Below are 26,359 nucleotides of genomic sequence, written 5' to 3'. Positions count from 1 at the left end.
TCAGTAGCGGCGAGCGAACGCGGACCAGGCCAGTGGCACTATATGAGAGAAGCCGAACACGTTGGAAAGCGTGGCAAGAGTGGGTGACAGCCCCGTAGGCATAATGCTCTTTAGTGTCCTCGAGTAGGGCGGGACACGTGAAATCCTGTCTGAAATTAGGGGGACCACCCTCTAAGCCTAAGTACTCGTGCATGACCGATAGCGAACCAGTACCGTGAGGGAAAGGTGAAAAGCACCCCGACAAGGGGAGTGAAATAGAACCTGAAACCGGATGCCTACAAACAGTCGGAGCCATCATGGGTGACGGCGTACCTTTTGTATAATGGGTCAGCGACTTAGTCTGGCGAGCGAGCTTAAGCCGATAGGTGGAGGCGTAGCGAAAGCGAGTCTGAACAGGGCGTTCAGTTCGTCGGATTAGACCCGAAACCGAGTGATCTAGCCATGAGCAGGTTGAAGGTGCAGTAACATGCACTGGAGGACCGAACCCATATCTGTTGCAATAGATCGGGATGACTTGTGGCTAGGGGTGAAAGGCCAATCAAACTCGGAAATAGCTGGTTCTCCGCGAAATCTATTTAGGTAGAGCGTCGACCGAATACCCCCGGGGGTAGAGCACTGAATGGGCTAGGGGGACTCACCGTCCTACCAAACCCAATCAAACTCCGAATACCGGGGAGTACTAGTCGGCAGACACACGGCGGGTGCTAACGTCCGTCGTGGAGAGGGAAACAACCCTGACCACCATCTAAGGTCCCCAAGTCATGGCTAAGTGGGAAAGGATGTGAAGATCCCAAAACAACCAGGATGTTGGCTTAGAAGCAGCCATCATTTAAAGAAAGCGTAACAGCTCACTGGTCTAATTAAGGGTCTTTGCGCCGAAAATGTAACGGGGCTAAAGCCATGCACCGAAGCTGTGGATTGACAGAATTCTACGGAATTCGTCAGTGGTAGCGGAGCGTTCCCTAGGCCTGTGAAGGCGGACCCGTGAGGGCTGCTGGAGGTATGGGAAGTGAGAATGCTGACATGAGTAACGATAAAGGGTGTGAGAGACACCCTCGCCGAAAGTCCAAGGGTTCCTGCTTAAAGTTAATCTGAGCAGGGTTAGCCGGCCCCTAAGGCGAGGCCGAAAGGCGTAGTCGATGGGAACCACGTTAATAATCGTGGGCCTGGTGGAGAGTGACGGATCGCGTGTATCGTAGGGTCTTATTGGATTGATCCTGCGGTGAAGCGGTTCCAGGAAATAGCCCCACCGTATAGACCGTACCCTAAACCGACACAGGTGGACTGGTAGAGTATACCAAGGCGCTTGAGAGAACTATGCTGAAGGAACTCGGCAAATTGCACGCGTAACTTCGGAAGAAGCGTGACCCCCATGTACGCAAGTGGGTGGGGGTGGCACAGACCAGGGGGTAGCGACTGTTTACCAAAAACACAGGGCTCTGCGAAGTCGCAAGACGACGTATAGGGTCTGACGCCTGCCCGGTGCTGGAAGGTTAAGTGGAGGGGTGCAAGCTCTGAAATGAAGCCCCAGTAAACGGCGGCCGTAACTATAACGGTCCTAAGGTAGCGAAATTCCTTGTCGGGTAAGTTCCGACCTGCACGAATGGCGTAACGACTTCCCCGCTGTCTCCAGCATAGACTCAGTGAAATTGAATTCCCCGTGAAGATGCGGGGTTCCTGCGGTCAGACGGAAAGACCCCGTGCACCTTTACTATAGCTTTACACTGGCATTCGTGTCGGCATGTGTAGGATAGGTGGTAGGCTTTGAAGCATGGGCGCCAGCTCGTGTGGAGCCATCCTTGAAATACCACCCTTATCGTCATGGATGTCTAACCGCGGTCCGTTATCCGGATCCGGGACAGTGTATGGTGGGTAGTTTGACTGGGGCGGTCGCCTCCCAAAGAGTAACGGAGGCGCGCGATGGTGGGCTCAGACCGGTCGGAAATCGGTCGTCGAGTGCAATGGCATAAGCCCGCCTGACTGCGAGACGTACATGTCGAGCAGAGACGAAAGTCGGTCATAGTGATCCGGTGGTCCCGCGTGGAAGGGCCATCGCTCAACGGATAAAAGGTACGCCGGGGATAACAGGCTGATGACCCCCAAGAGTCCATATCGACGGGGTTGTTTGGCACCTCGATGTCGACTCATCGCATCCTGGGGCTGGAGCAGGTCCCAAGGGTATGGCTGTTCGCCATTTAAAGCGGTACGTGAGTTGGGTTCAGAACGTCGTGAGACAGTTCGGTCCCTATCTGCCGTGGGTGTAGGAGTATTGAGAGGATCTGTCCCTAGTACGAGAGGACCGGGATGGACGTACCTCTGGTGGACCTGTTGTGGCGCCAGCCGCAGTGCAGGGTAGCTATGTACGGACTAGATAACCGCTGAAGGCATCTAAGCGGGAAACTAACCTCAAAACGAGTGCTCCCTATCAGGGCCGTGGTAGACCACCACGTTGATAGGCCGGGTGTGGACGAGCAGTAATGCTTGAAGCTTACCGGTACTAATCGCCCGATCGGCTTGATCATTCCCATTCGCCAATGTTCACCCCCAAAGGGGTGTGAACATTGGTTTGTCTCGAGGCGCTCACGCCGACTTGTCACGGACAAGTCGTCTGCGCTGGCGCGGATTGCCATGGCAATCCGACGGACGGTCGTCCTACGGGCGGCCAGCCTGTTGCCGCTGAAAAGAGACGGTTCTCATTCCAATCCAAACGGCCTCCCTGCAGAGGCCTTCCAGAACTCAGCTACTACCGCGGCTTTCCCGAAAGGGGCGCCCCTTGGTAGCCCGACCGGGCGTCGGGCCAACTGGCCCGCCCCAGCGGAGACGGCCGGGTCTTTACCCGGCTGGCGTGAGCCCCCTGAAACAAACTCCAGCTTCATCTTGCCATTCGCTGACCTGGTGGTTCTAGCGGAGCGGCTGCACCCGATCCCATTCCGAACTCGGCCGTGAAACGCTCCAGCGCCCATGATACTTCGTCTCAAGACGCGGGAAAGTCGGTCGCCGCCAGGTCTGCAAATGACAAGAAATCTCATCACATACCCAACAAAACACAAACCAAACAGCCCCGTCGCACCCGCGACGGGGCTGTTTGCGTTCCCAACACATAGTCAACGCCGTAAGCGCCTGGTGACAATCGCTGCATGACGGGGAATGGCTGCCGCGCCTTGGCGCGGTGACGGAGACACAACGCTTCCGAAGGGCGACGCGAGCGCGTTGGTTATCCTTCTGATTGTTGGTTTTCCTTCTGATATTCGCCTTCGATATCCGACGCGGCCGTTTGACGCGGTTTCGTCACGCCGCGCCGCTGGCCTGGCGGGGAAGCGGTCTCAGGGTCGAAGCCCGTCCCGGGACTGCCGTTCGGCCGCGGTTCTGATCGATAAGAACGACCTCTCCTGGCGAATTGGTTGGCGCGATGGCTTCCACCCTGTTCTGTCCGGACCCTGTTCTGTCCGGGTCTGTCTGCCCGATCTGCTTGCGTCGCATCGTGCGACCGCAACGGCGGCACCCCCGATGCCTCGACCGCCGGCGCGACGGACGGGGCGTTCAGCCGGTCATCTGCCGCAGCACGTATTTCTGGATCTTGCCGGTCGACGTCTTGGGCACCTCGGCAAAGATGATGGCGTGGGGACATTTGAAGCGCGCGAGATGCTCGCGGCAATGGGCGATAAGCTCGTCGCTCGAGGCGCTGCAGCCGGGCTTCAGTTCGATGAAGGCGACGGGCGTCTCGCCCCATTTCTCGTCAGCGCGCGCGACGACGGCGGCCGTCTGGACCGCGGGGTGCTGATAGAGCGCATTCTCGACCTCGATCGAGGAGATGTTCTCGCCGCCGGAGATGATGATGTCCTTGGCGCGATCCTTCAATTCGATATAGCCGTCCTCGTGCAAGACGCCGAGGTCGCCGGAGTGGAACCAGCCGCCGCGGAACGCTTCGGCGCTGGCGGCGGGGTTCTTCAAATAGCCGCGCATGACGATGTTGCCGCGGAACATGACCTCGCCGATGGTCTCGCCATCGACAGGCACCGGCGCCATCGTCTCCGGATCCATGACGGTCAGGTCCTCGAGGGCGGTATAGCGAACGCCCTGCCGCGCCTTCAGGGCCGCCTGCGCCGCGTCCGGCAGCAAGTCCCAAGCCGGTTGCCATTCGTTGACGACGGCGGGGCCGTAGGTCTCGGTCAGTCCGTAGAGATGGGTCACGGCAAAGCCCGCAAGCTTCATCCCCGCGAGCACGGACTGCGGCGGCGGGGCGGCCGCGGTATTGAAGGTCACCGTCTGGCCGAAATGCCGCTTGTCCGCCTCCGCCGCGTTGATGAGCAGCGACATGACGATCGGCGCGCCGCAGAGATGCGTGACGCCGTGATCGGCGATCGCGTCGTACATCGCCTTCGCCCGGACCCAGCGCAGGCATACATTCGTCCCGGCCTGAACCGCCAAGGTCCAGGGAAAGCACCAGCCGTTGCAATGGAACATCGGCAGGGTCCAGAGATAGACGGGCCGCTTGCCGAGATTTGCGGCCACGACATTGGCATAGCCCATCAGGGCCGCGCCGCGATGGTGGTAGACGACGCCTTTCGGGTTGCCGGTCGTTCCCGACGTATAGTTGAGCGAGATCGCATCCCATTCGTCACGGGGCAGCTGCCAGCCGTAATCCGGATCGCCCTCCGCCAGCAGCGCCTCATACTCGGTCTCCCCGATGGCGGCGCCCTTCGCGACCGGCGCGTCGCTTGGGAAGTCGGGATCGTCGTAATCGACGACCATCGGCCGAACCGTTGCCAAAGCGAGGGCCTTTGCCATCACCGCGGAAAACTCCCGGTCGACGATCACAAGTCGGGCCTCGGCATGGTCGAGCTGGAAAGCGATGGTTGCGGGGTCGAGGCGGGTGTTGATCGAGAGAAGCACGGCCCTGGCCATGGGCACGCCGTGATGGGCCTCGAGCATCGCCGGCGTGTTGGACAGCATCGCCGCCACCGTTTCGCCGGGCCGGATGCCACGCCGTTCGAGTGCCGAAGCGAGTTGCCGCGAGCGGCTGTAGAAATCGCGATAGGTGCGGCGCAGGCGGCCGTGGATGATCGCCACCGTGTCTGGAAAGGTGTGGGCGGCGCGCGACAGAAAAGTCAGCGGCGTCAGCGGCTGATGATTGGCCGCGTTGCGGTCGAGGTTCTCGTCGTAGATGCCCATGTCCGTCCTCCCAGACTGTTCTTTCGACAGTGATAGGAAATCGCGGACGTCACGTCACGCGGCTCCGTTGCTTCTGGCGGCCGGGCGGGAAGCAAGGCATCGGGCGAAGGCAGGCCACCGGGACGGCAGGGATCTGGCTGGTTTGCTGTCTGGCGGCCGATGCGCGCTTTTCGACTGGCGGAGAAGGGATTGGCTGAGTCCAGCCATCGTATTCGGACATTGGCGCGAAGTCGCAGTGCGAAAAACAATGACCAGGCTCGGTCGCGAGCCCAGGGTGCGGCTAGCTCTCCGGGCGCTCGAGCATCGCAAGGAGCCTTCGGCAGAGCAGATTGGGTGGGTCGGAGACGTCGAATGGGACGCCGAGTTCGGCACCTTTGGCGCGGGAGAGCACCGCGGCCTCTTCCAAGAAACGACCATTCTCGAATTCTGCTTCATCGATGGCGCGCGCGGCTCGGCGCACCCCTATACGCCGGACATTCTCCTCCATTGGCAGCGTAAGGAGGAAGCAGTGAAAGCGAAGGTCGCGAGTCAGTCGCGCCAGCCGGTTCCGAAGGTCTGCGATTTCGGCCGGTGCGGACCAGTAGTGGTTGATGATGAAGCGGCTATATCCGTTCGCCAGATGGCGTCTGACGAGGAGCGCCAGTGTTTCGTGGAAATACGCGGTCTCGTCAGCCGGCGGTGGATTGCATGCCACCAACCAGTCACCGTCGAGAATGACCGAGCCCTCGATGGCTTCGCCGATCACCTCCCCCAGGGTGGACTTGCCCACCCCTAAGGAACCATTGAGCAATATGACCAAGACTTCGCGCGACATCTGCCAGTTCTAGCAACGGCTGCTCAGCCTCTGCAACGGGCCGCAACCGGCCGAGTTTTGGTGGCTTTTGCTACCCAATGCCGGCATGGGTCGATGGGCACTTGACTGCGGCCGCCGCCGAGGTGGTCGTGGCAGGCGTGAATTCCTGCCCCAGGCCGGTCTCCATCTGCCGGAACGGCCGATCCCGGGCCGTTGTTGGTCCTGCCGGCGGGCTATCCCCATTGCGGCCTCGGGCGCCGCGACTGGACGGGCGGGGTAGTGTCCGCGCTCGTGGTGGAAATTCCGACATTGAAAGGTGTGGCTGAGGCGGTCACCGGATAGGGCGGCTAAGGTGGAGTTGCGAGACTTCAACCTGACCGGAGAACCCGATGACCGAGGACAGACTACCGCTTGCCGAGCTTTTTGCGAAAGCCGGGGACGGCGATTTCCTGAGAACGATAGCCGAGAGCGTGATGCAGCTCCTTATGGAGGTCGACGTTGAAGGCATGATCGGCGCCGGGCGCCACGAACGGACGCAGGAACGGGCGACTTATCGCAATGGCTACCGCGACCGCTCGCTCGACACGCGGCTCGGCTCGTTGCAGCTTCGGATACCCAAGCTTCGGCAGGGCAGCTACTTCCCGCCGTTCCTGGAGCCGAGAAAGCTCTCGGAGAAGGCCTTGGTTGCCGTCATTCAGGAAGCTTGGATCAGCGGCGTTTCCACCCGGCGGGTCGACGATCTGGTACAGGCCATGGGGCTGTCGGGGATCGGCAAGAGCACCGTATCGAAGCTGTGCAAAGACATCGACGAACGCGTCGGCGGCTTCCTCGACCGTCCTCTCACTGGCGACTGGCCCTACCTCTGGCTGGATGCGACCTACCTGAAGCAGCGCGAGGGTGGACGCATCGTTTCGGTCGCCGCCATAATCGCCGTGGCCGTGAACACGGACGGCAAGCGCGAGATCGTCGGCCTTCACATCGGCCCCTCGGAAGCGGAGACGTTTTGGTCGAGCTTCCTCAAGAGCCTCGTGCGCCGCGGCCTGTCCGGCGTGAAGCTCGTGATCTCGGATGCTCACGAAGGGCTGAAAGCCGCCATTCGCCGGGTGTTCAGCGCCTCCTGGCAGCGCTGCCGGGTGCATTGGATGCGCAACGCCCTGTCGTATGTCCCGAAGGCGCAGCAGAGCATGGCGGCGGCCGCGCTGCGCCAAGCCTTCGCCCAGCCCGATCGTGCTAGCGCCAGCCAGGCGCTGCGCCACGTCGCCGACCAGCTTCGGGGAAAGTGTCCAAAGCTCGGGGCCTTCATCGACAACAGCGAGACCGACGTGCTGGCGCACATGGATTTTCCCAGTCAGCACCGGACCCGGATCCATTCGACGAATTCCCTGGAGCGCCTGAACAAGGAGGTGAAGCGGCGTGCCGACGTCGTCGGAATCTTCCCGAACGAGGGATCCATCATCCGGCTCATCGGCGCCGTCCTTCTCGAGGCCAACGACGAATGGCAGATCCAGAACCGCTACATGCAGACCGAACCCATGGCCGACCTCATGGCCATGGGCAACACTGCAAAACCCGAACAGATTTCCACCGAAGTCGCCTGAAACGGAGCCGCTTCAGCTACACTCAATTTCCACCACGTTGACGGACACGACCACGGGCGGGGCGCGGAAATGCGAATAGTCTGCCTTCTCGCTGCTTTGGGAAAACCCGCCGGTGGCCCTGCCGGGCCGCCGGCATCTTCGATTCTTCTCCAGTTTCCCGGGATACCCATGAATCGTCCGAACTTCCTCATCCTGATGGTCGACCAGCTGAACGGCACGTTCTTTCCCGACGGTCCCGCGGATTTCCTGCATGCGCCGAACCTGAAGGCTCTCGCTGCCCGCTCCGTGCGCTTTGCCAATGCTTATACGCCGAGCCCGCTCTGCGCGCCGGCGCGGGCCGCCTTCATGGCCGGGCAGCTGCCGTCGCGGACGCGGGTCTATGACAATGCCGCGGAATTTGCGTCCTCGATCCCGACCTACGCCCATCATCTCCGGCGCGCCGGCTACTACACCGCGCTGTCGGGCAAGATGCATTTCGTCGGTCCGGACCAGCTGCACGGCCTCGAGGAGCGGCTGACCACGGACGTCTATCCCGCCGACTTCGGCTGGACGCCGGATTACCGCAAGCCCGGCGAGCGCATCGACTGGTGGTATCACAATCTCGGCTCGGTCTCCGGGGCCGGGGTCGCCGAGATCACGAACCAGTACGAGTATGACGACGAGGTTGCCCATCTCGCCGGGCAGAAGCTCTACGACCTGTCGCGCGGGCACGAGACGCGACCCTTCTGCCTGACGGTCTCCTTCACCCATCCGCACGACCCCTATGTCGCGCGCCGGCAGTACTGGGACCTCTACGAGGATTGCGCGTTCCTGCAGCCCGAGATCGCGAAAATCGCGTATGAGGACCAGGACGTCCACTCCCAGCGCCTGATGAGCGCGTGCAAGGACGAGGCCTACGACATTTCGGCCGAAGAGATCGCCCGGGCGCGGCGCGGCTATTTCGCCAACATCTCCTACATCGACGACAAGATCGGCGAGCTGCTCGGGATCCTCGAACGCTGCCGCCTGGCCGAGAACACGGTCGTCGTCTTTCTCTCCGACCATGGCGACATGCTCGGGGAGCGCGGTCTCTGGTTCAAGATGAACTTCTTCGAAGGTTCCGCGCGCGTTCCGCTGATGCTGGCGGCGCCAGGCCTCGCGCCGCGCCGCGTCGAGACGCCGGTCTCGACGCTGGATGTCGTGGCGACGCTTGGCGACATCGCCGGAATCGACCTCGGCGAGATCGAACCCTGGACCGACGGCGTGTCGCTGATCGACACGCTGGCGCGGGGCGAGCGGCGTGAGGCCGTGCCGATGGAATATGCGGCCGAGGGCAGCCAGGCGCCGATGGTCTCGCTGCGCGAGGGCGACCTGAAATTCAACCACTGCGAGCTCGATCCGCCGCAGCTCTTCGATCTTTCCGCCGACCCGTTCGAGCTGACGAACCTTGCCGGTGATTCGGCCTATGGGGACGAGGTAAGGCGCTTCCAAGCGCTCCTGTCGGCGCGCTGGGACATGGCGCGATTCGATCGGGAGGTGCGCGAGAGCCAGGCGCAGCGCCATGTCACCTACGAGGCCCTGCGCAACGGCGCCTATTACCCCTGGGACTACCAGCCGCTGCAGCGGGCATCCGAGCGCTACATGCGCAACCACATGGATCTGAACGTTCTGGAAGAGGCGAAGCGCTTTCCGCGCGGCGAATAGGCTTCGCTAACGCTGCCGCCTTTTCGCACTTGCTCACAAGAGGGGCAGGGCGTATTGAAAAGGCTCCTGCCGCAGCGGGAGAGACCGGTGAAGAGCCGGCACCGAAGGAGCAACCGCCCCGGAAACTCTCAGGTACCAGGGACCGCGCGGCCGACAACATATCCGGAGAGTGACGGGCACACCCGTCCGCCGAAGGAGCAAGCGCCGGCCGGGATAACCCTTGCGGCGTGAAACTTTCAGGCCAAGAACGGAGGGGCACAACGACAGACTCGGGGGGAAATGCCCTCGCGTCGAAAGGATCGATTGTGACCTCTATCGCCGTTATCGGCGCCGGCATCACCGGCGTCACCACTGCCTATAAACTCAACGCCCTCGGCTACGACGTGACGGTCTTCGACCGGCAGGGTCATGCCGGCATGGAAACCTCGTTTGCCAATGGCGGCCAGCTCTCGGCCAGCAATGCCGAGGTCTGGAACCATCCCTCGACCTTCCTGAAGGGTCTGAAGTGGATGCTGAAGAAGGACGCGCCGCTGCTCGTCCATCCCGCCCCGTCCTGGCACAAGATTTCCTGGATGGCGGAGTTCGTCGCCGCCGCCCGCAACTACCACGACAACACGGTGAAGACCGTCCGCATGGCGGTGGCCGCCCGCGCGCATCTGATCCAGATGGCGAGCGACGAGGGGATCGACTTCGATCTCGAAAAGCGCGGCATTCTCCATGTCTACGAGACGCCGGCTGAGTTCGAGCACGGTCTCACCGTCAACAAGATGATGGCCGAGGGCGGCGTCGATCGCCGTGCCGTGACGCCCGAGGAGATCCGCGCTCTCGAGCCGGCCATCAAGGGAACGTTTCATGGCGGCTTCTTCACCGAGAGCGATTTCACCGGCGACATCCACAAGTACACGCAGGGACTTGCCGCCGCCTGCGTCCGCAAGGGCGTGAAATTCCGCTATCATGCCGACGTCTCGAAGCTCCGGCACACCGGGCAGGGCGTCGACATCGCCTTCCGCCAGGGTAGCTCGGTGGAAACGGCCCATGTCGATGCCATCGTCATCTGCGCGGGAACGCAGAGCCGTCGCTTCGCCGCCATGCTCGGCGACCGCGTGAACATCTATCCGGTCAAGGGCTATTCGGTGACGGTCAACCTCACTGACGCCGCGAGCCAGGAGGCGGCGCCCTGGGTCAGCATCCTCGACGACAAGGCCAAGCTCGTCACCAGCCGCTTCGGCGCCAGCCGCTTGCGGGTTGCCGGTACGGCCGAGTTTACGGGCGAGAACCGCGACATCCGCATGGCGCGCATCGACCCGATGACGGCCTGGGTGCGCAAGCGCTTTCCCGGCGTCTCTACCGCGTCCGTCGTGCCCTGGGCCGGCCTTCGGCCGATGATGCCGGACATGCTGCCGCGCGTCGGTGCGGGTTCGAAGGCCGGCGTCTTCTACAATACCGGCCACGGCCATCTCGGCTGGACGCTCTGCGCCATCACGGCCGAGACGGTCTCTGCCACGCTCGACGCGGCGATGCGCAAGACGTTCCAGCCGGCCCCGGCGGCTCCCGTCGCCGCCCGCGAGCTGGTGCACAGCGCCTGAGCCTCGCGGATCCCAGCAAAGACTGTCGCGCCGACAAAGGCCGGGGAGAAATCCCCGGCCTTTCCATGTCTGCGACAATCGCCTGGGTCGGATCGAGGGAGGGTGGCATGGCGTTGAATGCGGAGGTAATCCTGGCAGCGAGGAAGACCGAGACGTCGACGGGCGTAACGGCGGCGGTGCTTCTCGCGATCGCGACGGTCGAGACGAACGGTGTTGCCTATGCCGCCTTCGACGGACGGCGCGAGCCGCTGATCCGTTTCGAAGGTCACTATTTCGATCGCCTGCTGGAGGGTCGGCAGCGCGAAGGCGCGCGCGCGGCGGGTCTCGCCGATCCCAGGGCCGGTGCGGTCCGCAATCCACTGGCACAGGCAGCCCGCTGGCGGATTCTCGATCGCGCCGCGGCCATCGATCCGGCCGCGGCCTTTGCCGCGACTTCCTGGGGGCTTGGCCAGGTCATGGGAGCGCATTGGCGGCGGCTCGGCTATGGGTCTCCGCAGGCCATGGCGGCCGAGGCGCGCCAGTCCGCCGAGGGGCAGTTCGCGATCATGGCGCGCTTCCTGAAAGAGGAATGCCTCGAGGCGCTGTTGCCGGCGCTGGACTTCGCGGCATTCGCCCGGCGCTACAACGGGCCCGCCTACCGCCGCAACGGCTATGATCGCAAGATCAAGGCGGCCTATGCCATTGCCCGGCGGCGCCTGGAGCGAGCGGACTGATCTCCAGGAGAACCACGGCCGTCCGAGGTCATGGCCGCCGGGCGCAGGCCACCGTTTCCATGATCTTCGCGGGCGCGCCCCGCCGAGGAACCGGTATCGGGCTTCTCGGCTCGGCGGCGCTTCATCCCTTTCTTGCAGGACAGAGGCGGCGGCGGGCGGCGTGGATCGTGTCCAAAGGGTGGCGAATCCGAGATGCTGTGCTATCTACACCCGCATGATGAGCCCGCCCCCCGCCCTTCGTGCCGAGGCGCACGCTGTCTTTCTCGACTTTGATGGAACGTTGGTCGAATTCGACGACGATCCCGGCAATGTCGCCATCAAGCCTTCGGCGCTGGCTTGCCTCGAGGCCTTGCAGCGCAGCCATGACGGCGCGCTTGCCATTGTCAGTGGCCGGCGAATCGCGGATCTCGATCGATTTTTGGCGCCCCTCGCCTTCGTCGCCGCCGGCGTTCACGGGCTGGAGCGGCGTCTTGTGCCCGGCGGCGGCATTACGATGCTGGCGGGTTCCGAAGCGCTCGACACCCTTCGCGCAGGGCTTTCCGAACCGCTGGCGGCATCGCCGGCGCTGCATCTCGAGGACAAGGGGACGGCCCTCGTCATCCATTACCGGACAGCGCCGGAGCTCGCCGGCCACGCCAAGGCGATGATGCAGGCAGCGATCGCCGGCAGCGACGATCTCGTGCTGATGCAGGGCGAGGGGATCGTCGAGGTGCATCCCGCGGGCATGGACAAGGGGAGGGCGGTCGCCGACCTCATGGGGGCGAAACCGTTCGCGGGGCGCATTCCTGTCTATGTCGGCGACGACGTCACCGACGAGTTCGCCCTCGACTATGTCCGCGGCGCTGGCGGCATTTCGGTGAAGATCGGTGCGGCGCACAGCACGGCGGAATTTCGCTTGAAGGATGTCACGGCCCTGCATCGTTGGCTCGGAGTCACGAACTGATGGCGCTGGGGTGCGCCAAGGGAGATCTGCCATGACCAACCCAGAAAAGGGTCGTCTCGTCGTCGTCTCCAACCGCGTCGGCCCGCTGACGGACGAAGGCAAGGCCGGCGGTCTCGCCGTGGGTCTTGCCGACGCCTTGAAGCGCCGGGGTGGACTGTGGTTCGGCTGGAGCGGCGAGACGTCGCCCGAGGGGACCCACAGTCCGGAGAAGACGGAAGTCTTCGGCGGCACCGCGCTGACGACCATCGACATGACGGCGGAGGAACTCGACGGGTTCTACCATGGCTACGCCAACCGCTCGCTCTGGCCACTCCTGCACTACCGGCTCGACCTCGTGCAGTTCGACCGCCAATCCGACCGGATCTACCGCTCGGTGAACCAGCGCTTTGCAGCGCGGCTGGCGCCGCTCGTCAACGAGCACGACCTCGTCTGGGTGCACGACTACCACTTCTTCTACATGGGCTCGGAACTGCGTCAGTCCGGCTTCAAGGGGCGGCTCGGCTTCTTCCTGCACATCCCCTTTGCCCCGCCGGAGATCCTGTCGGCCCTGCCGGCGGCGCGCGATCTCGTCCGTTCGATGCTGGCCTACGATCTGATCGGCTTCCAGACCGCGCAGGACCGGCGCAACTTCGCGAATTTCTGCGTGCACGAACTCGGCGGCGAAAAGCTGCCGGGCGACCGGATCCGGGTGGGCGGGCGCGTCGTCCAGGCGGCGGTGTTCCCGATCGGCATCGACGCCGAGGGCTTTTCGCGCTTTGCCGTCTCGCCGGAGGCCGGCGAACACGAGGAGATGCTGCGTGACCTTGCCCGGGGCCGGCTGCAGATCGTCGGCGTCGACCGGCTCGACTATTCCAAGGGCCTCGTCGAGCGTCTGCTTGGCTTCGAGCGGCTGCTGGAGGACTATCCGGAAAACCGCGGTGCGGTGAATTTCCTCCAGATCGCGCCCTTGTCGCGCTCGGAACTCGACGCCTACATCGACCTGCGGGCCGAGCTCGAGGGACTGGCGGGCCGTCTCAACGGCCGCTTCGCCACGCTCGACTGGACGCCGATCCAGATCATGACCACGGGCTTTACCCGCCGCGCGCTTGCCGGCATCTACCGGGCGGCGCGGGTCTGCATGGTCACGCCGCTGCGCGACGGGATGAATCTCGTCGCCAAGGAGTTCGTCGCGGCGCAGGATCCCGACGATCCCGGCGTTCTCATCCTGTCGCGCTTTGCCGGCGCGCGGGCCGAGTTGCAGGATGCGCTGATCGTCAATCCCTACGCCACCGACGAGATGGCCCGGGCGCTGCAGCGGGCGCTGACCATGCCGCTGGACGAACGGCAGCGACGGCACGAGAAGATGCGTGCCAAGGTCTTCGGCGGCACGGCGGCGCACTGGTGCGAGAGTTTCATCGCCGCGCTGGAATCGGCCGAGATCGATGCGGGATGGTCCGAGGACCTTGCGGCGGCGGATCCGCTCGCACCGGCCTAAATTTCGCCGGAGGATCGATTCCGATCCCGCGGCAGATGCGCTAGAACGTGCCGCGACAGCTCATCCCCATTACGAAGAAGCGGAGCCTCCCGACATGGCACAGAACAAGCAGGCGCTGATGGCGGTGCTGAGCGCACAACCGGTGATGCCGGTCGTCGCCGTCGACAGCGCGCGCGAGGCGGTCAATCTGGCACGGGCGCTGGCCAAGGGCGGGCTGAAGGCGATCGAGATCACGCTGCGCACGCCGGCGGCGATGGATGCGATCAGGGCGGTCGCGGACGAGGTGCCGGAATCGATCTGCGGCGCCGGGACGATCCTCGGCCCGCGGCAGTTCGATGCGGCCTGCAAGGCCGGCGCAAAGTTCATCGTCTCGCCCGGCACCACGATCGAACTCCTCGATGCCGCCCGGAACGCGTCTGTGCCGCTGCTGCCTGGCGCTGCGACGCCGAGCGAACTGATGGCGATGCTGGAAGAGGGCTACGAGGTCCTGAAGTTCTTTCCAGCCGAACAGTCGGGCGGCATCGCCTTCCTCAAGGCGCTGGCGCCGGTCTTTCCGCAGATCCGCTTCTGCCCGACCGGCGGCGTCTCGATGAAGAACGTTCGCGACTACCTGGCGCTGCCGAATGTCGTCTGCGTCGGCGGGTCCTGGGTCGCACCGAAGGACGTGGTCGCCGCCGGCGATTTCACCGAGATCACCCGCCTGGCCGCAGAAGCCGCGGCGCTTGTCGCGGCCTGAGCCGAGCACGCCATGGTGACGGCAGCGACATCGGCGACCTTGAAGCGGCAGGGGATCTGTCCAGCTACCGCGGGTCAATCCCTCCTCTGCAGGTCGTCATGCCGTTTCGCTTGCCGCTTCTCATCTCGTGCTTGTCCGTCCTCGCCCTTGCAGTGTCCGGCTGTTCAGGCCCGGCCTTGCTGAATGCCGTCACGAGCAGCGCCGGCTACAGCGTCACGAACGACATCCGCTACGGCGCCGGAGATCGCGGCACCTACGACCTCTACGTGCCGGACGATGCCGACGGGCAGACGCCGGTGGTCGTCTTCTTCTACGGCGGCGGCTGGGATTCCGGATCGAAGGATATCTATCCCTTTCTCGGCCAGTCTCTGGCGAGCGCCGGCATCATCGTCGCGATCCCGGACTACCGGATCTATCCCGAAGTGCAGTTTCCCGCCTTCGTCGAGGATGGCGCCAAGGCGGTCGCCGCGGTCGTGACCGCGGCACGCGAGGGAGAGATGGGGGTGCCGGCCGGGTCCCATCCGCTGTTCCTGATGGGGCATTCGGCGGGCGCCGAGATTGCCGGGCTTCTTGCGCTCGACCGGCATTACCTCGCCGATGCCGGGCTGGCGTCGATGCGTCTCGCTGGCTTCGTCGGCCTTGCCGGGCCTTACGACTTCCTGCCGTTGACGGAGGAGCGCTACAAGCGGGTGTTTCCGCCAAATCGTCGACAGGCCAGCCAGCCGGTGAACTTCGTGACGGCTGCGGCGCCCCCGATGCTCCTTATCGCCGGCGACGCCGACACCACCGTCGACCCCGCCAACAGCCGCTCGCTCGGCGACAAGGTCCGCGCCGCGGGCGGCAAGGCGATCGTCGACATTCGGCCCGGTGTGGATCATATCGAAGCTGTCAGCGCGATGGCGACGGCGCTGCCGATCGGCGACAGGGCGATTCGTCCAAAGGTCATCGCCTTCATCGAGGAACTGAAATGACGGACGATCTGAAATCCTGGTCGCCGCGGCAGCGCCCCGACGGGCTGTCAGCAACCGGGCGCACCGTCCGGATCGAGCGGATCGTCGACGATCGCCGTTTTGGCGAGTTGTACGACGCCTTCTCCGCCGACGCCGAGGGCACACTGTACGCCTGGCTCCCCTACGGCCCCTTCGAGAGCCGCTCCAACTTCATGGATTTCGCCAGGCGAACCTATATCGGCGGCGAACCCTGCTTCTATGCCATCATCCCCCAGGCGAGCGACCGCGCCGAGGGCGTGGCGGCGCTGATGCGCACGGATACGGTGATGGGCGTTACCGAGGTCGGGCACGTCTGCCTCGCGCCCTCGCTGCAGCGGACGGTGGCGGCGACCGAGGCTTTCGCGCTGCTCATGGCCTATGTCTTCGACGCGCTCGGCTACCGGCGCTTCGAATGGAAATGCGACAACGGCAATGCTCCGTCGAAGAATGCGGCGGCGCGCCTCGGCTTCGTCGAGGAGGGCCTCTTTCGCCAGCACATGATCGTCAAGGGACGCAACCGCGATACCTCCTGGTGGTCGATCGTCGACACCGAATGGCCCGCGCTGCGCCATGCCTTCAGTCGCTGGCTCGATCCGGCGAATTTCGACGGATCGGGCCGGCAGATCCGTCCGCTTTCCGAGTTTCGCGGCTGACCGTTCTTTCCCCGGTCGCCACGGTTCGGCGCCCGTCGGTGCGTGACGCCGGCGTCGCCCGGCACAGGCGACTCAGCTTTTGGCGGGAACGATCGTGATCAGCTGGTTGGCGGGGTAGATGCTCTCGTAGAGGACTCCGTCGCCGGGAGCGAATTCGAGGATGGTGCCGCCGCCGCTGTCGGCCATGATCAGGGCGCCTTCGTCGGTCGAACGCCAGAGCGATACTCTCGAAAGACCCGGCGAACGGATGCAGTCTGGACCGAAAGGCACCGGGTGGAAATCGCGCGCGTCCGGATCGGGCTTGGCCACCTTGCAGGTCGCGCCTGTCTTCAGGTCGATCAGGCGCATGGCGCCGGGCGCCTCCGCCGAAGCAACCGCTGCAATGGAGCCGGTCGTAATCGTCCCGTCGACCACCGTCGTGAACGCCAGGTCATCGGTCGATGCCGTCAAAGGAGCCTGAAGGTTTGACGCGAGAAAGGCACCGACCAATCCGACGGCCATCGCGATCGTGGCAAATCTCATGGGGGAGCTCCTTGCGGGATAAACTGCACTATCGCTCCAAGGATATGAACAAAAGGTTAAGTGAGGCTTGCCTCCTGAACGCATCCTTCACGACGTTCGCACCGGCGCTCGATTCAGTAAAGATTTCCGTGTCGTCTTCGCCGCCCGATAACCCGCATCTGCCTGCAACCGCAGGCCTTTCTCCGGCGGCGAAAGTATTTTGCCGGCTACCATTTCGGTCTGACGGTCAGCCGCGGCGTTCGAGCCCTGCCTTGACGGCTTCCGGCACCGGCGTCGCCGGTGGTCGTCCCGAGAACCAGGCCTCCAGGTTCTGGATGACGAGATTGCCCATCTGCTGCCGCGTATGCTCCGAGGCCGACGCGACATGTGGCAGCAGGACGGCATTGTCGAGATCGATCAGCGCCTGCGGCACATGCGGTTCGCGCGCGAAGACATCGAGACCGGCGGCGCGGATCGTGCCGTTCTGCAGCGCCGCGATCAGCGCGTCTTCGTCGACGACGGTGCCGCGGCCGATATTGATGAGGACGCCGTCCGGCCCGAGCGCGGCGAGGACCGCCGCGTCGACCGCCTTGTCGGTGCCGGCGCCGCCGGGGGCGGCGACGATCAAGGTATCGACGGCCGCGGCAAGAGACTTCAGGTCCGGGTGATAGGCATAGGCGACATCGTCGCGTTCCGACCGATTGTAGTAGGCGATCGGGACGCCGAACCCTTCCAGCCGCCGGGCAATGGCAAGACCGATGCGGCCAAGGCCCATGATGCCGACACTGCGGCCACGCAGCGTGGTCTTCGTCAGGGGATAGTTGCCGTTCTTCTCCCAGTTGCCGGCGCGCAGATAGGCCTCGGCCCGTGACAGCTCACGCACCGTGTTCAGGAGCAGGCCTATGGTCGTGTCGGCCACCTCGTCCGTCAGCACGTCGGGGGTGTTCGTGACCATGATGCCATTGGCCGCGGCATAGCCCGCGTCGACGCCGTCATAGCCGACGCCGAAATGCGCGATGATCTCGAGGTTCGGCAAGAGCTTCATCATCTCGGCGGTGAACACGCCCATCAGCGCGACGCCCCGGATGCCCGCCCGCTCGCTCTCGCTCAGCGATTCGATCGGCTGGCCCTGCGCCTGCCGGACATCGAACAGTCCCTGCAGCGCCTCGAGCGTTCCGGCATGCATCCGGCCCGGGATCAGGACGGGAATGGTCTTGGTGTCGGTCATGGAAGCTCCGTTGCGGTTGGGTGTCGGCCCGTAGGCCAAAGAAAATCGCAGGACTGCCGGATCTTCAGTTCCGGTGTGATGAGTTCCACCTGGTCGAGAGCGGGCGCCCCCTGCAGGCGGGCGAGAAGGGCGGCGGCAGCGCGGCGTCCGACCTCCCGCTGTCCGTTGGCGACGGTCGTCAGCGGCGGCATGGCGATCGCCGCCTCGTCGATGTCGTCATAGCCGGTGACCGCGATGTCGACGCCGGGCCGGAGCCCCGCACGCGATAGCCCGTACATGAAGCCGAGGGCGACGAGGTCGGAAAAGCAGCACGCCGCCGTCGGCCGGTCGGGGATGGCCATGAAGGCCGGCGTGATGTCGAAACCGGAATGGCGGCTGCGCGGACCGACGATGCGCCATTCCGGACGATAGGCGATGCCGGCGGCGGCAAGGGCATTCAGATAGCCCTTTTCGCGGTCGCGCCCGGTCGATGTCAGCTCGGTGCCGCCGACCATCGCGATGCGGCGATGGCCGCGGGCGATGAGGTGCTCCACAGCAAGGCTCATGCCATAGCTGTCGTCGCCGCGAAAACTCGTGACGCCGGCGCCCTCGACCGTTCGCGCGATGAGGACGCAGGGCAGGTCGTTGTCCTCGGCGAGCCGGATGTCGTCGGCCGGCGTGCCGATGGCCGGCGACATGATCAGCCCGTCGGCGCCCAGTTGCAGCATGGTGTCGACGAAGGCGCGTTGCTTGGACAGCTCGTCATAGTGGTTGCACAGGATGAAGGTCTGGCGGTGCCGGTCGAGCTCGTTCTCGATCGACTGCAGGATCTCGCCGAAGAACGGGTTCATGATGTCATGCACGCAGACGCCGACGATCCCGGACTTCGACGTGCGCAGGCTGGCGGCGCGACGGTTGTAGATATAGCCGGACGTGCGCGCCTCCTCCTTGATGCGCTCGCGCGTCACCTCGGCGACCAGCGGACTGTCGCGCAGCGCGAGCGACACCGTGGCCGTGGACAGCCCGAGAGCATCGGCTATCGTCGACAGTTTGACCTTCTGCGCCACCTATGCCCGATCCGGTTCCGTCGTGTTCGTCATCCCTGAGCTATGACAAAGACCGACGCGAACGGGAAGCCTGCAATGCGACGCTGCACAGCCGTCGCCGCACCAAGCGGGCGCGATCACTCGGCGCCGTCTTCCGAACCGGGCTGAAGTCCGAGATTGCGCTCGATCCGCTGCAGCAGCTTGCGCAGCGTCTTGCGCTCCTTCTCCGACAGGCCGCGCAGCGCGTTGCGCTCGACCGTCTTCTGCGCCGACCGGACTTCCGCGACCAGCGCCAGACCCTTTTCGGTAAGAAAGGCGTGGCTCTGGCGCGCATCGCTGTCGGAGGAGCGCTTTTCAATGAGGTTCTGAACGGTCAGCCGAGCGACGGTCTTCGTTACTGTCGGCGGGCGGACAGACAGGCGCTCGGCCAGATCGCGCAGCGAAAGGCCATCCTCGGCGCCAAGAGCCAGGAGCACCGCGTCCTGGCCGGGATAGAGATCAATCGCCGCGAGACGCGCCGACAGTGCCGTGCGACTGGCGCGCGCCGACAGGACAAGCTGCGTCATCGTCGATCGCTTCTTCTTCTTGACCTGCATCGCCACCCCAAGCCGTTACGGGGTGAAGATGGCGGATGGGTCGGCGAAAGTCCACCAGAGTAAGGCTGCCGCCTATCCCTCGGGAAGCCGCCGCGATAGAGACCACACTGGACCTTGCCGACGACGGGATGCCGATGCGCCGCCGCTACGAAGAAATGACGTCGACCGAACTCGCTGCCGAGACGGATATGGCAGCCGCAATCGCCGTCGTGCCCATCGCCGCGATCGAGCAGCACGGCCCGCACCTGCCGCTCGGGACCGACGCGTTGATCGCCGACCACATGATCGAAACCGTCCTCGGCATTCTCCCGGATGATCTCGCCGTGACCTTCCTGCCAGTCGGGCGGATCGGGGCCTCGGCCGAACATGGCGGCTTTGCCGGCACGCTCGACCAGGGCTGGCGGCAGGCGGTCGAGGGTCTGGTCGCCGTCGGCGAGGGGCTGGCTGCCGCCGGGTTCCGCCGTCTCGTGGTGGTCAGTGCGCATGGCGGCAACACGCCGGCGATGGAGACGGCGGCACTCGAACTGCGCCGTGCGCACGGATTATTGGTCGCCACTTGCAACTGGATGCGCTTTGGCTTTCCCTCGGGGCTTCTTCCCGACGACGAGCTGGCGCACGGCATTCACGGCGGCGCTGCCGAGACCGCCTTGATGCTGCATTTCCGCCCCGACCTCGTCCGCAGCGACGGGCTGGCGGCGTTCCCGTCGTTGCAGGCCGAGCTGGAGCGGACGTCGACGCGCCTTCGCGCCCATGGCCGCCTCGGCTTCGGCTGGATGGCGGGGGACCTCAACCCGGCCGGGGTCGTCGGCGATACCAGGCTCGCCACGGCCGAGATCGGCCGCGCCATCGCGGCGCATCAGGCCGAGGGCTTTGCCGAGCTGCTCCGCGACGTCGCAGGCTTCGACCTCGGCCGGCTGGCATAGTCCACCTCTCTTCCGGTCGTTTCCGCCAGCACCCCCGTGCAATCCTTCCGTGACGGGCCTATATCCGGCCGATCATCAAGGAGGCAGAGATGTCCGACACCGCATCGACCGATCAGATTCCCGTCACCGTCCTCACCGGCTATCTCGGTGCCGGCAAGACGACGCTTCTCAACCGCATCCTCTCGGGCGACCACGGCAAGCGCTATGCCGTCATCGTCAACGAGTTCGGCGAGATCGGCATCGACAACGACCTCATCGTCGAATCCGACGAGGAGATCTACGAGATGAACAATGGCTGCGTCTGCTGCACCGTGCGCGGCGATCTCGTGCGGGTCGTCGAGAGCCTGACCAAGCGCAAGGGCCGCTTCGACGGCATCATCGTCGAGACGACGGGCCTCGCCGATCCCGTGCCGGTGGCGCAGACCTTCTTCATGGACGAGGACGTGCGCGCCAAGACCCGGCTCGACGCCGTCGTCGCGCTGGTCGATGCGAAGCATCTGCCGCTCCGCCTGAAGGACAGCCGCGAGGCCGAGGACCAGATCGCCTTTGCCGACGTTATCCTCCTCAACAAGACCGATCTCGTCACCCCCCAGGAACTGGCGAAGATCGAGGCGACGGTGCGGGCCATCAATCCGCATGCGGTGATCCACAAGACCGAGCGCGCCGGCATCGACCTCTCTCGCGTGCTCGATCAGGGTGCTTTCGATCTCTCCCGCGTCCTCGATGCCGATCCCGAATTCATCGAGGCCGCCGAGCAGAGCCACGACGAGCACGCCTGCGGTCCCGACTGCGACCACGAGCATCATCACCACGACCATCACGGCCACGGGCACGACCACCACGATCATGCCGGCCACGATCACGCCGGCCACGATCATCACGGCCACGCCTCGCCGATCCACGACATCACGGTCACCTCCGTCTCGCTGCGCGGTGGCGAACTCGACCAGAAGAAGTTCTTCCCCTGGATCCAGGCACTGACGCAGGAGCAGGGGCCGAACATCCTGCGCCTGAAGGGCATCATCGCCTTCGCAGGTGATCCCGACCGTTACGTCGTGCAGGGCGTGCACATGATCGTCGAGGGCGATCACCAGCGTCCCTGGCGTGACAACGAGGCGCGCGAGAGCCGACTGGTCTTCATCGGTCGCAACCTCGACCGCGAGGCGCTCTCGGCCGAATTCGACGCCTGTTCCGCTCGCGTCCAGCAGAAAGCTCATGCCTGATGCCCTCGATTGCCCCGTATGATTTCGAGGCTTTCGTCGAGACGGCATTGTTTCTGGGGGGCGAACCGGTCTTCGCTCTTGTCGACGGGACGGTCCGTTTTCCCGCCGGCGGCGAGCGCGTCGTCGCCGCGCACCAGGGCGGGCTGACCACCGCCCGCTACGACCATTTCGCCCACCGCCTCCTGACCGGCGGCGAGGATGGGCGCGTCGTCGCGATCAAGGCGGACGGAAGCCATGCCGAGCTCGTCCGTATCGAGCGCAAGTGGATCGACGCCGTGGCGGGCGGGCCGAACGACAGCGTCGGCTTTGCCGTCGGCCGCACGGCGAGCGTCCGCTTTGCCGACGGCCAGGTGAAGGATTTTCCCCATACGCGCTCGGTCGAGGACATTGCCTTCGCGCCGAAGGGCATGCGCCTGGCGACGGCGCGCTATGACGGGGCGTCGCTCTACTTCGCCGCGACCGAGAGTGCCCCCGCCTCGCTCGAATGGAAGGGCGCGCATATTGGCATCGCCTTCTCGCCGGACGGGCGCTTCCTCGTCACCCGCATGCAAGAGAATGCTCTCCACGGCTGGCGGGTCGAGGACGGCAAGCACATGAAGATGACCGGCTATCCCGCCAAGGTGAAGAGCTGGTCCTGGTCGGTGAAGGGCAAGTATCTCGCGACCTCCGGAGCGCCGGCGGCGATCCTCTGGCCCTTTTCCGGCAAGGACGGTCCGATGGGCAAGGCGCCGCTGGAACTGGGCACCCGCGGCGATTCGATGGTGACATCCGTTGCGTGCCACCCGGTCGAGGAGATGCTGGCGATCGGCTATCAGGACGGCATGATCCTCGCCGTGCGCCTCGCCGACAGCCGCGAGGCGGTGTTGCGGCGCCCCGGTGCGAGCCCGGTGCGGACCATGGGTTGGGACGCCAAGGGCGCGCGCCTGGCCTTCGGGACGGAGTCAGGCGAGGCCGGCGTGATCGACATCGCCGGCTGAAGGCCAGCGCCGCCAGGGGAGGCGCCGAACGCACGCGCGATCCGGCCCTCTTCGACGGACAGGGCATCGTGCCGGGCTGCATCTGCCGAGTTTGGCATCAAGAGCGGGGGTGACGCTGCCTGGCGGTCAGCGTCACCCCCGGGACTCCCCCGTCGAAGGGCCCTCAGCCGGCTCGCGACAGCCGCAGCGGGACGGGCGCCGGTGCGACCGGTCTGCTGCCGGCGCCGGCCTTGCGGCCTGCCGGCCGGATCAGTCCGCTTGTTCCGGCAAGCGCCCGAGGGGCAAGTTCGAGGCCAAGCAGGCGATGCCGCTCGAAGGGTCCGGGCATGGCAAGGTCGGCCGCCGGTCGGGCGGTGAAGCCGAAGCGTGCGTAATAATCGGGGTCGCCGACCAAGAGGATCGCGGCGTGGCCGCGAAAGTGGGCCTCCGCCACCGCGCGCCGCATCAGCGCCGAGCCGATGCCGCAGCCGGAAAGCTCGGGGGCAACGGCCAGCGGTCCGAGAAGAAGCGCCGGCGTACCCGCATCGCCTGCCGCGACATGCCAAAGCCGGACGCTGCCGACAACGACGCCGTCGTCGGACCGTGCGACGAGCGCCAGTCCGTCGGCCGGCAGCCGGCCGCGGCGGATGGCTTCCGACGCCTTGCGACGCCGGCCGGGACCCATGGCGCGGTCGAGCAATGCCTCGCGCGATGCGGCGTCGTCCGGCGTCTCCGCACCGATGTGGACGACGGGCGCGACGACGGGCATTGCCGCGGTGGCAGCCGAAAGGGGGGCAGATGCGATCATGCGATCAACCTCGAGACAGAAGAGGCCGAGAAAGGACGCGCTGGACCGTCGGGGCATCCAGCGCGCGGGCGAAAAGCCCGGCGCGGGATGCGCCGGGATCAGATCACGTAGGATCGCAACGGTTCGAAGCCGTTGAAGGCGACGGCCGAATAGGTCGTCGTGTAGGCCCCGGTGCCCTCGATGAGGATCTCGTCGCCGACGGTCAGCGTGATCGGCAGCGGGTAGGGGTTCTTTTCGTAGAGAACGTCCGCAGAATCGCAGGTCGGGCCGGCGATGACGCAGGCTTCCATGCGGTCGCCGTCACGCGGCGTGGTGATCGGGTAGCGGATCGCCTCGTCCATCGTCTCGGCGAGACCGCCGAACTTGCCGATGTCGAGGAAGACCCAGCGGTTCTCGTCGGTCGCGGACTTGCGCGAGACGAGAACCACTTCCGCCTTGATCACGCCGGCGTCGCCGACCATGCCGCGGCCCGGCTCGATGATGGTGTCCGGGATGCGGTTGCCGAAGTGGCGGCTGAGTGCGCCGAAGATCGAGCGGCCATAGGCCTCGGCCGACGGCACGTCCTTGAGGTAGCGCGTCGGAAAGCCGCCGCCCATGTTGACGAGGGTCAGGACGATGCCCTTCTCGGCAAGCGCGCGGAAGACATGGCTGGCATCGGCGATCGCCGCGTCCCAGGCCTCGGTGTCGGTCTGCTGCGAGCCGACATGAAAGGAGACGCCGGTGGCGACGAGTCCGAGGCTCTCGGCGTGAACCAGAACGTCGATCGCCATGGCCGGGACGCAGCCGAACTTGCGCGACAGCGGCCATTCCGCGCCTTCGCCATTCGTCAGAACGCGGCAGAACACCTTCGCGCCGGGGGCGGCGCGGGCGACCTTCTCGACTTCCTCGACGCAGTCCACGGCATAGAGGTTGACGCCGAGGTCGAAGGCGCGCGCGATGTCGCGCTCCTTCTTGATCGTGTTGCCGTAGGAAATGCGGTCGGCGGTCGCGCCGGCATCCATCGCCATCTCGATCTCGGCAACGGAAGCGCAGTCAAAGCTCGAGCCGAGCGCGGACAGGAGGCGCAGAACCTCCGGCGCCGGATTGGCCTTAACGGCGTAGTAGATCGCCGAATTCGGGAGCGCCTTGCGGAAGGCGCCGAAATTGGACTCGACGACATCGAGGTCGACGACGAGGCAGGGGCCGGCCGGACGTCGGGTGGCGAGGAAGTCGAGGATGCGCTGCGTTGCCATCTGGGTTTTCCCATGAACCGAAGGAGATGAGCGGACGAAGACGGTCCCGCGATCGCCGGACAGGCGCTCGCAAGCTCGAATACGTTCGCGACGTAGTCCGACGACGAAGCGGCGTGCTTCGGCATCGGTCGATGTCTGCCTTGGCATGGAGGGCTTGAACCCGCCGCACATGGGGCAATGAGGGTGTGCCTCTTCAGTTTTCCCGGCTGTGGAGACCAGGGGAGACCAAAAAAGCCCGCACCGTCGTTGCTTTAAGGCGTCCTCGACTTCGCTTGGCGCGAAGACGACTGGAGGGTATTACTCCAGGACCGTCCCGATGGCCTCGCATATGAGGATCGGGGGACGCCCACAGGCTCGTGCGACTTTGGGCAAGGCGGGATATATGGATGACTCGCGTCATACACAACTGCAAAATCTTGTGGCGGTTGATTTTTACAGGCGTTGGACCGACGAAGGGTGCGAGTGTCGGAATCGTGCAACATTGCACCAGTTCCGCGCAAGCCTGGAGAGCCGATGGACACCCTGACACGGATGCGCGCCTTCATCGCCGTCATAGAGAACGAGGGGTTTTCCGCCGCTGCCCGCAAGACCGGGCGCTCGAAGGCGCTGCTGTCGAAATATGTGCGCGAGCTCGAGGATGAACTGGGCGTCCTCCTGATCAACCGGACGACACGCCAGATCGCGCTGACCGGCGCCGGGGAGGTCTATCTGGCGAGGGCCTCGGCCATCCTCTCAGACCTCGAAAGCCTGAACGAGGAGGCGCGCGAGGCCACTGGCGAAGCGAAGGGGCGGATCAGGGTCTCGGCGGCCCGCACGTTCGGCGATGCGGAGCTCGGGCATTCGCTCGTCGATTTCGCCGTCGCCCATCCCGACATCTCGCTGGACATCCACCTCGACGACAATTTCGTCGACCTCGTCGAGGATGGCTTCGACGTCGCCATCCGGATGACGCGGCTGTCCGACTCGGCGATGATCGCCCGGCGGCTCGCTTCGCTCGACCTTGCGCTCTGCGCCAGCCCCGCGCTGATCGAGCGGCTCGGGCGGCCGACCCATCCGTCGGAGCTGGCGAACTTTCCCGCCGTGATCGATTCCAATTCGCGCATGTTCTCCAGCTGGTCGTTCCGCGATCCCGAAACGGGCGAGCCGTTTCCGGTTCCTGTCTCCGGCCAGTTCACCGCCAACAGCCCCGTCACCGTCAGAGCCGCGGTGCGGGCGGGGCTCGGCTTTGCGATGATCCCGGAATTCGTCGTGCGGGCCGATATCGCGGCGGGGCGCCTTGTCACCGTTCTGGAAACCTTCATGCCGCAGGAGGCCGGAATCTATGCCGTCTTCCCGCATCGCCGGCACCTGCCGCTGCGGGTGCGCCTCTTCGTCGATTTTCTGGCGGTCTGGTTCCGCAAGTGCGATGGAGAGCGCGCGGCGCCGGAACTCGTCACAATGTCCGAAGCGGACGCGCGCTGACGGCACGCTCGGGGTCCGAAGCGGACGCGCGCTGACAGCATGCTCACGGTGCGAGGCAGTCGCGTA

The 26,359-nt window shown here is 65.0% G+C and carries 21 protein-coding genes, 2 rRNA genes and 1 riboswitch (1 of these 24 cut by a window edge); of the genes, 15 read left to right on the top strand and 8 right to left on the bottom strand.

Features of this window, described 5'->3' with window-relative positions:
* Positions 1–2,522: ribosomal RNA gene (locus Sa4125_RS18040) — 23S ribosomal RNA — on the top strand; it begins 307 nt to the left of the window's first position.
* A 369-nt stretch (positions 2,523–2,891) separates the two neighbouring features.
* Positions 2,892–3,006 (top strand): 5S ribosomal RNA (rrf, locus tag Sa4125_RS18035).
* 534 nt (positions 3,007–3,540) lie between these two features.
* On the opposite strand, the gene Sa4125_RS18030 is transcribed toward rrf, so the two are convergent.
* Entirely contained in the window at positions 3,541–5,172 is a 1,632-nt protein-coding gene (locus Sa4125_RS18030) for an acyl-CoA synthetase (protein WP_224000118.1), read from the bottom strand.
* Positions 5,173–5,452: 280 nt separating this feature from the next.
* Complete coding sequence (locus tag Sa4125_RS18025) at positions 5,453–5,986, bottom strand: Gar/GrdA family gentamicin resistance ATP-binding protein (RefSeq protein ID WP_224000117.1); 534 nt, start codon at positions 5,984–5,986, stop codon at positions 5,453–5,455.
* A gap of 368 nt (positions 5,987–6,354) precedes the next feature.
* On the opposite strand from Sa4125_RS18025, the gene Sa4125_RS18020 reads away from it, so the two are divergent.
* The 9 genes from Sa4125_RS18020 to Sa4125_RS17980 all read left to right on the top strand — a co-directional run bounded on the left by Sa4125_RS18020 (position 6,355) and on the right by Sa4125_RS17980 (position 16,340).
* Positions 6,355–7,563 (top strand): IS256 family transposase, encoded by a 1,209-nt coding sequence (locus Sa4125_RS18020; protein WP_223998301.1) that lies wholly within the window; start codon positions 6,355–6,357, stop codon positions 7,561–7,563.
* 168 nt (positions 7,564–7,731) lie between these two features.
* Positions 7,732–9,246, top strand: a complete 1,515-nt coding sequence (gene betC / locus Sa4125_RS18015) for a choline-sulfatase (RefSeq protein ID WP_224000115.1) — start codon at positions 7,732–7,734, stop codon at positions 9,244–9,246.
* A 64-nt stretch (positions 9,247–9,310) separates the two neighbouring features.
* Positions 9,311–9,401, top strand: a riboswitch (glycine riboswitch).
* Between the two features lie 150 nt (positions 9,402–9,551).
* Positions 9,552–10,832 carry a D-amino acid dehydrogenase gene (locus Sa4125_RS18010; protein WP_224000113.1) on the top strand — a complete coding sequence of 427 codons (1,281 nt, stop codon included), beginning with the start codon at positions 9,552–9,554 and terminating at the stop codon, positions 10,830–10,832.
* A gap of 107 nt (positions 10,833–10,939) precedes the next feature.
* A complete protein-coding gene (locus Sa4125_RS18005) occupies positions 10,940–11,545 on the top strand; it encodes an N-acetylmuramidase domain-containing protein (protein WP_224000111.1) in 606 nt (201 codons plus the stop codon).
* A 217-nt stretch (positions 11,546–11,762) separates the two neighbouring features.
* A complete protein-coding gene (otsB, locus tag Sa4125_RS18000) occupies positions 11,763–12,488 on the top strand; it encodes a trehalose-phosphatase (RefSeq protein WP_224000109.1) in 726 nt (241 codons plus the stop codon).
* A gap of 31 nt (positions 12,489–12,519) precedes the next feature.
* On the top strand, positions 12,520–13,962 hold the full coding sequence (locus tag Sa4125_RS17995) for a trehalose-6-phosphate synthase (RefSeq protein WP_224000108.1): 1,443 nt from the start codon (positions 12,520–12,522) through the stop codon (positions 13,960–13,962).
* Positions 13,963–14,056: 94 nt separating this feature from the next.
* Complete coding sequence (locus tag Sa4125_RS17990; RefSeq protein WP_224000107.1) at positions 14,057–14,698, top strand: 2-dehydro-3-deoxy-phosphogluconate aldolase; 642 nt, start codon at positions 14,057–14,059, stop codon at positions 14,696–14,698.
* 176 nt (positions 14,699–14,874) lie between these two features.
* On the top strand, positions 14,875–15,669 hold the full coding sequence (locus Sa4125_RS17985) for an alpha/beta hydrolase (RefSeq protein ID WP_224000106.1): 795 nt from the start codon (positions 14,875–14,877) through the stop codon (positions 15,667–15,669).
* The gene (locus tag Sa4125_RS17980; protein ID WP_224000105.1) at positions 15,666–16,340 is read left to right on the top strand and encodes a GNAT family protein; all 675 of its coding nucleotides are present in this window, start codon (positions 15,666–15,668) and stop codon (positions 16,338–16,340) included. Before Sa4125_RS17985 ends, Sa4125_RS17980 begins: the two co-directional genes overlap by 4 nt.
* A 72-nt stretch (positions 16,341–16,412) precedes the next feature.
* Here Sa4125_RS17980 and Sa4125_RS17975 read toward each other — a convergent pair whose 3' ends face one another.
* From Sa4125_RS17975 to Sa4125_RS17960, 4 genes are all read right to left on the bottom strand, one after another.
* Positions 16,413–16,862, bottom strand: a complete 450-nt coding sequence (locus Sa4125_RS17975; RefSeq protein ID WP_224000104.1) for a hypothetical protein — start codon at positions 16,860–16,862, stop codon at positions 16,413–16,415.
* A gap of 226 nt (positions 16,863–17,088) precedes the next feature.
* Positions 17,089–18,069, bottom strand: a complete 981-nt coding sequence (locus Sa4125_RS17970) for a 2-hydroxyacid dehydrogenase (RefSeq protein ID WP_224000103.1) — start codon at positions 18,067–18,069, stop codon at positions 17,089–17,091.
* Entirely contained in the window at positions 18,066–19,115 is a 1,050-nt protein-coding gene (locus Sa4125_RS17965) for a LacI family DNA-binding transcriptional regulator (protein WP_224000098.1), read from the bottom strand. The genes Sa4125_RS17970 and Sa4125_RS17965 overlap by 4 nt, the downstream gene beginning before the upstream one ends.
* A 116-nt stretch (positions 19,116–19,231) precedes the next feature.
* Positions 19,232–19,660 (bottom strand): MarR family transcriptional regulator, encoded by a 429-nt coding sequence (locus tag Sa4125_RS17960; protein ID WP_224000097.1) that lies wholly within the window; start codon positions 19,658–19,660, stop codon positions 19,232–19,234.
* A 164-nt stretch (positions 19,661–19,824) separates the two neighbouring features.
* Here Sa4125_RS17960 and Sa4125_RS17955 point away from each other — a divergent pair, with 164 nt between their 5' ends.
* The 3 genes from Sa4125_RS17955 (at position 19,825) to Sa4125_RS17945 (ending at position 22,813) form a co-directional block, all read left to right on the top strand.
* On the top strand, positions 19,825–20,613 hold the full coding sequence (locus Sa4125_RS17955; RefSeq protein WP_224000096.1) for a creatininase family protein: 789 nt from the start codon (positions 19,825–19,827) through the stop codon (positions 20,611–20,613).
* Positions 20,614–20,702: 89 nt separating this feature from the next.
* Complete coding sequence (locus Sa4125_RS17950) at positions 20,703–21,836, top strand: GTP-binding protein (RefSeq protein WP_224000095.1); 1,134 nt, start codon at positions 20,703–20,705, stop codon at positions 21,834–21,836.
* The gene (locus tag Sa4125_RS17945) at positions 21,836–22,813 is read left to right on the top strand and encodes a WD40 repeat domain-containing protein (RefSeq protein ID WP_224000094.1); all 978 of its coding nucleotides are present in this window, start codon (positions 21,836–21,838) and stop codon (positions 22,811–22,813) included. Before Sa4125_RS17950 ends, Sa4125_RS17945 begins: the two co-directional genes overlap by 1 nt.
* Positions 22,814–22,976: 163 nt before the next feature.
* On the opposite strand, the gene Sa4125_RS17940 is transcribed toward Sa4125_RS17945, so the two are convergent.
* Complete coding sequence (locus tag Sa4125_RS17940) at positions 22,977–23,561, bottom strand: N-acetyltransferase (protein ID WP_224007948.1); 585 nt, start codon at positions 23,559–23,561, stop codon at positions 22,977–22,979.
* Positions 23,562–23,698: 137 nt separating this feature from the next.
* A complete protein-coding gene (gene odc2 / locus Sa4125_RS17935) occupies positions 23,699–24,832 on the bottom strand; it encodes an ornithine/lysine decarboxylase (protein WP_224000091.1) in 1,134 nt (377 codons plus the stop codon).
* 513 nt (positions 24,833–25,345) lie between these two features.
* Here odc2 and Sa4125_RS17930 point away from each other — a divergent pair.
* A complete protein-coding gene (locus tag Sa4125_RS17930) occupies positions 25,346–26,293 on the top strand; it encodes a LysR family transcriptional regulator (protein WP_224000090.1) in 948 nt (315 codons plus the stop codon).
* Positions 26,294–26,359: the final 66 nt, after the last annotated feature.

This window comes from Aureimonas sp. SA4125 (genome assembly GCF_019973775.1).
In the GTDB taxonomy this organism is placed as follows: Bacteria; Pseudomonadota; Alphaproteobacteria; order Rhizobiales; family Rhizobiaceae; genus Plantimonas.
The sequence above is the reverse complement of the archived record's forward strand: the minus strand, read 5'-3'. Positions and strand labels throughout refer to the sequence as shown.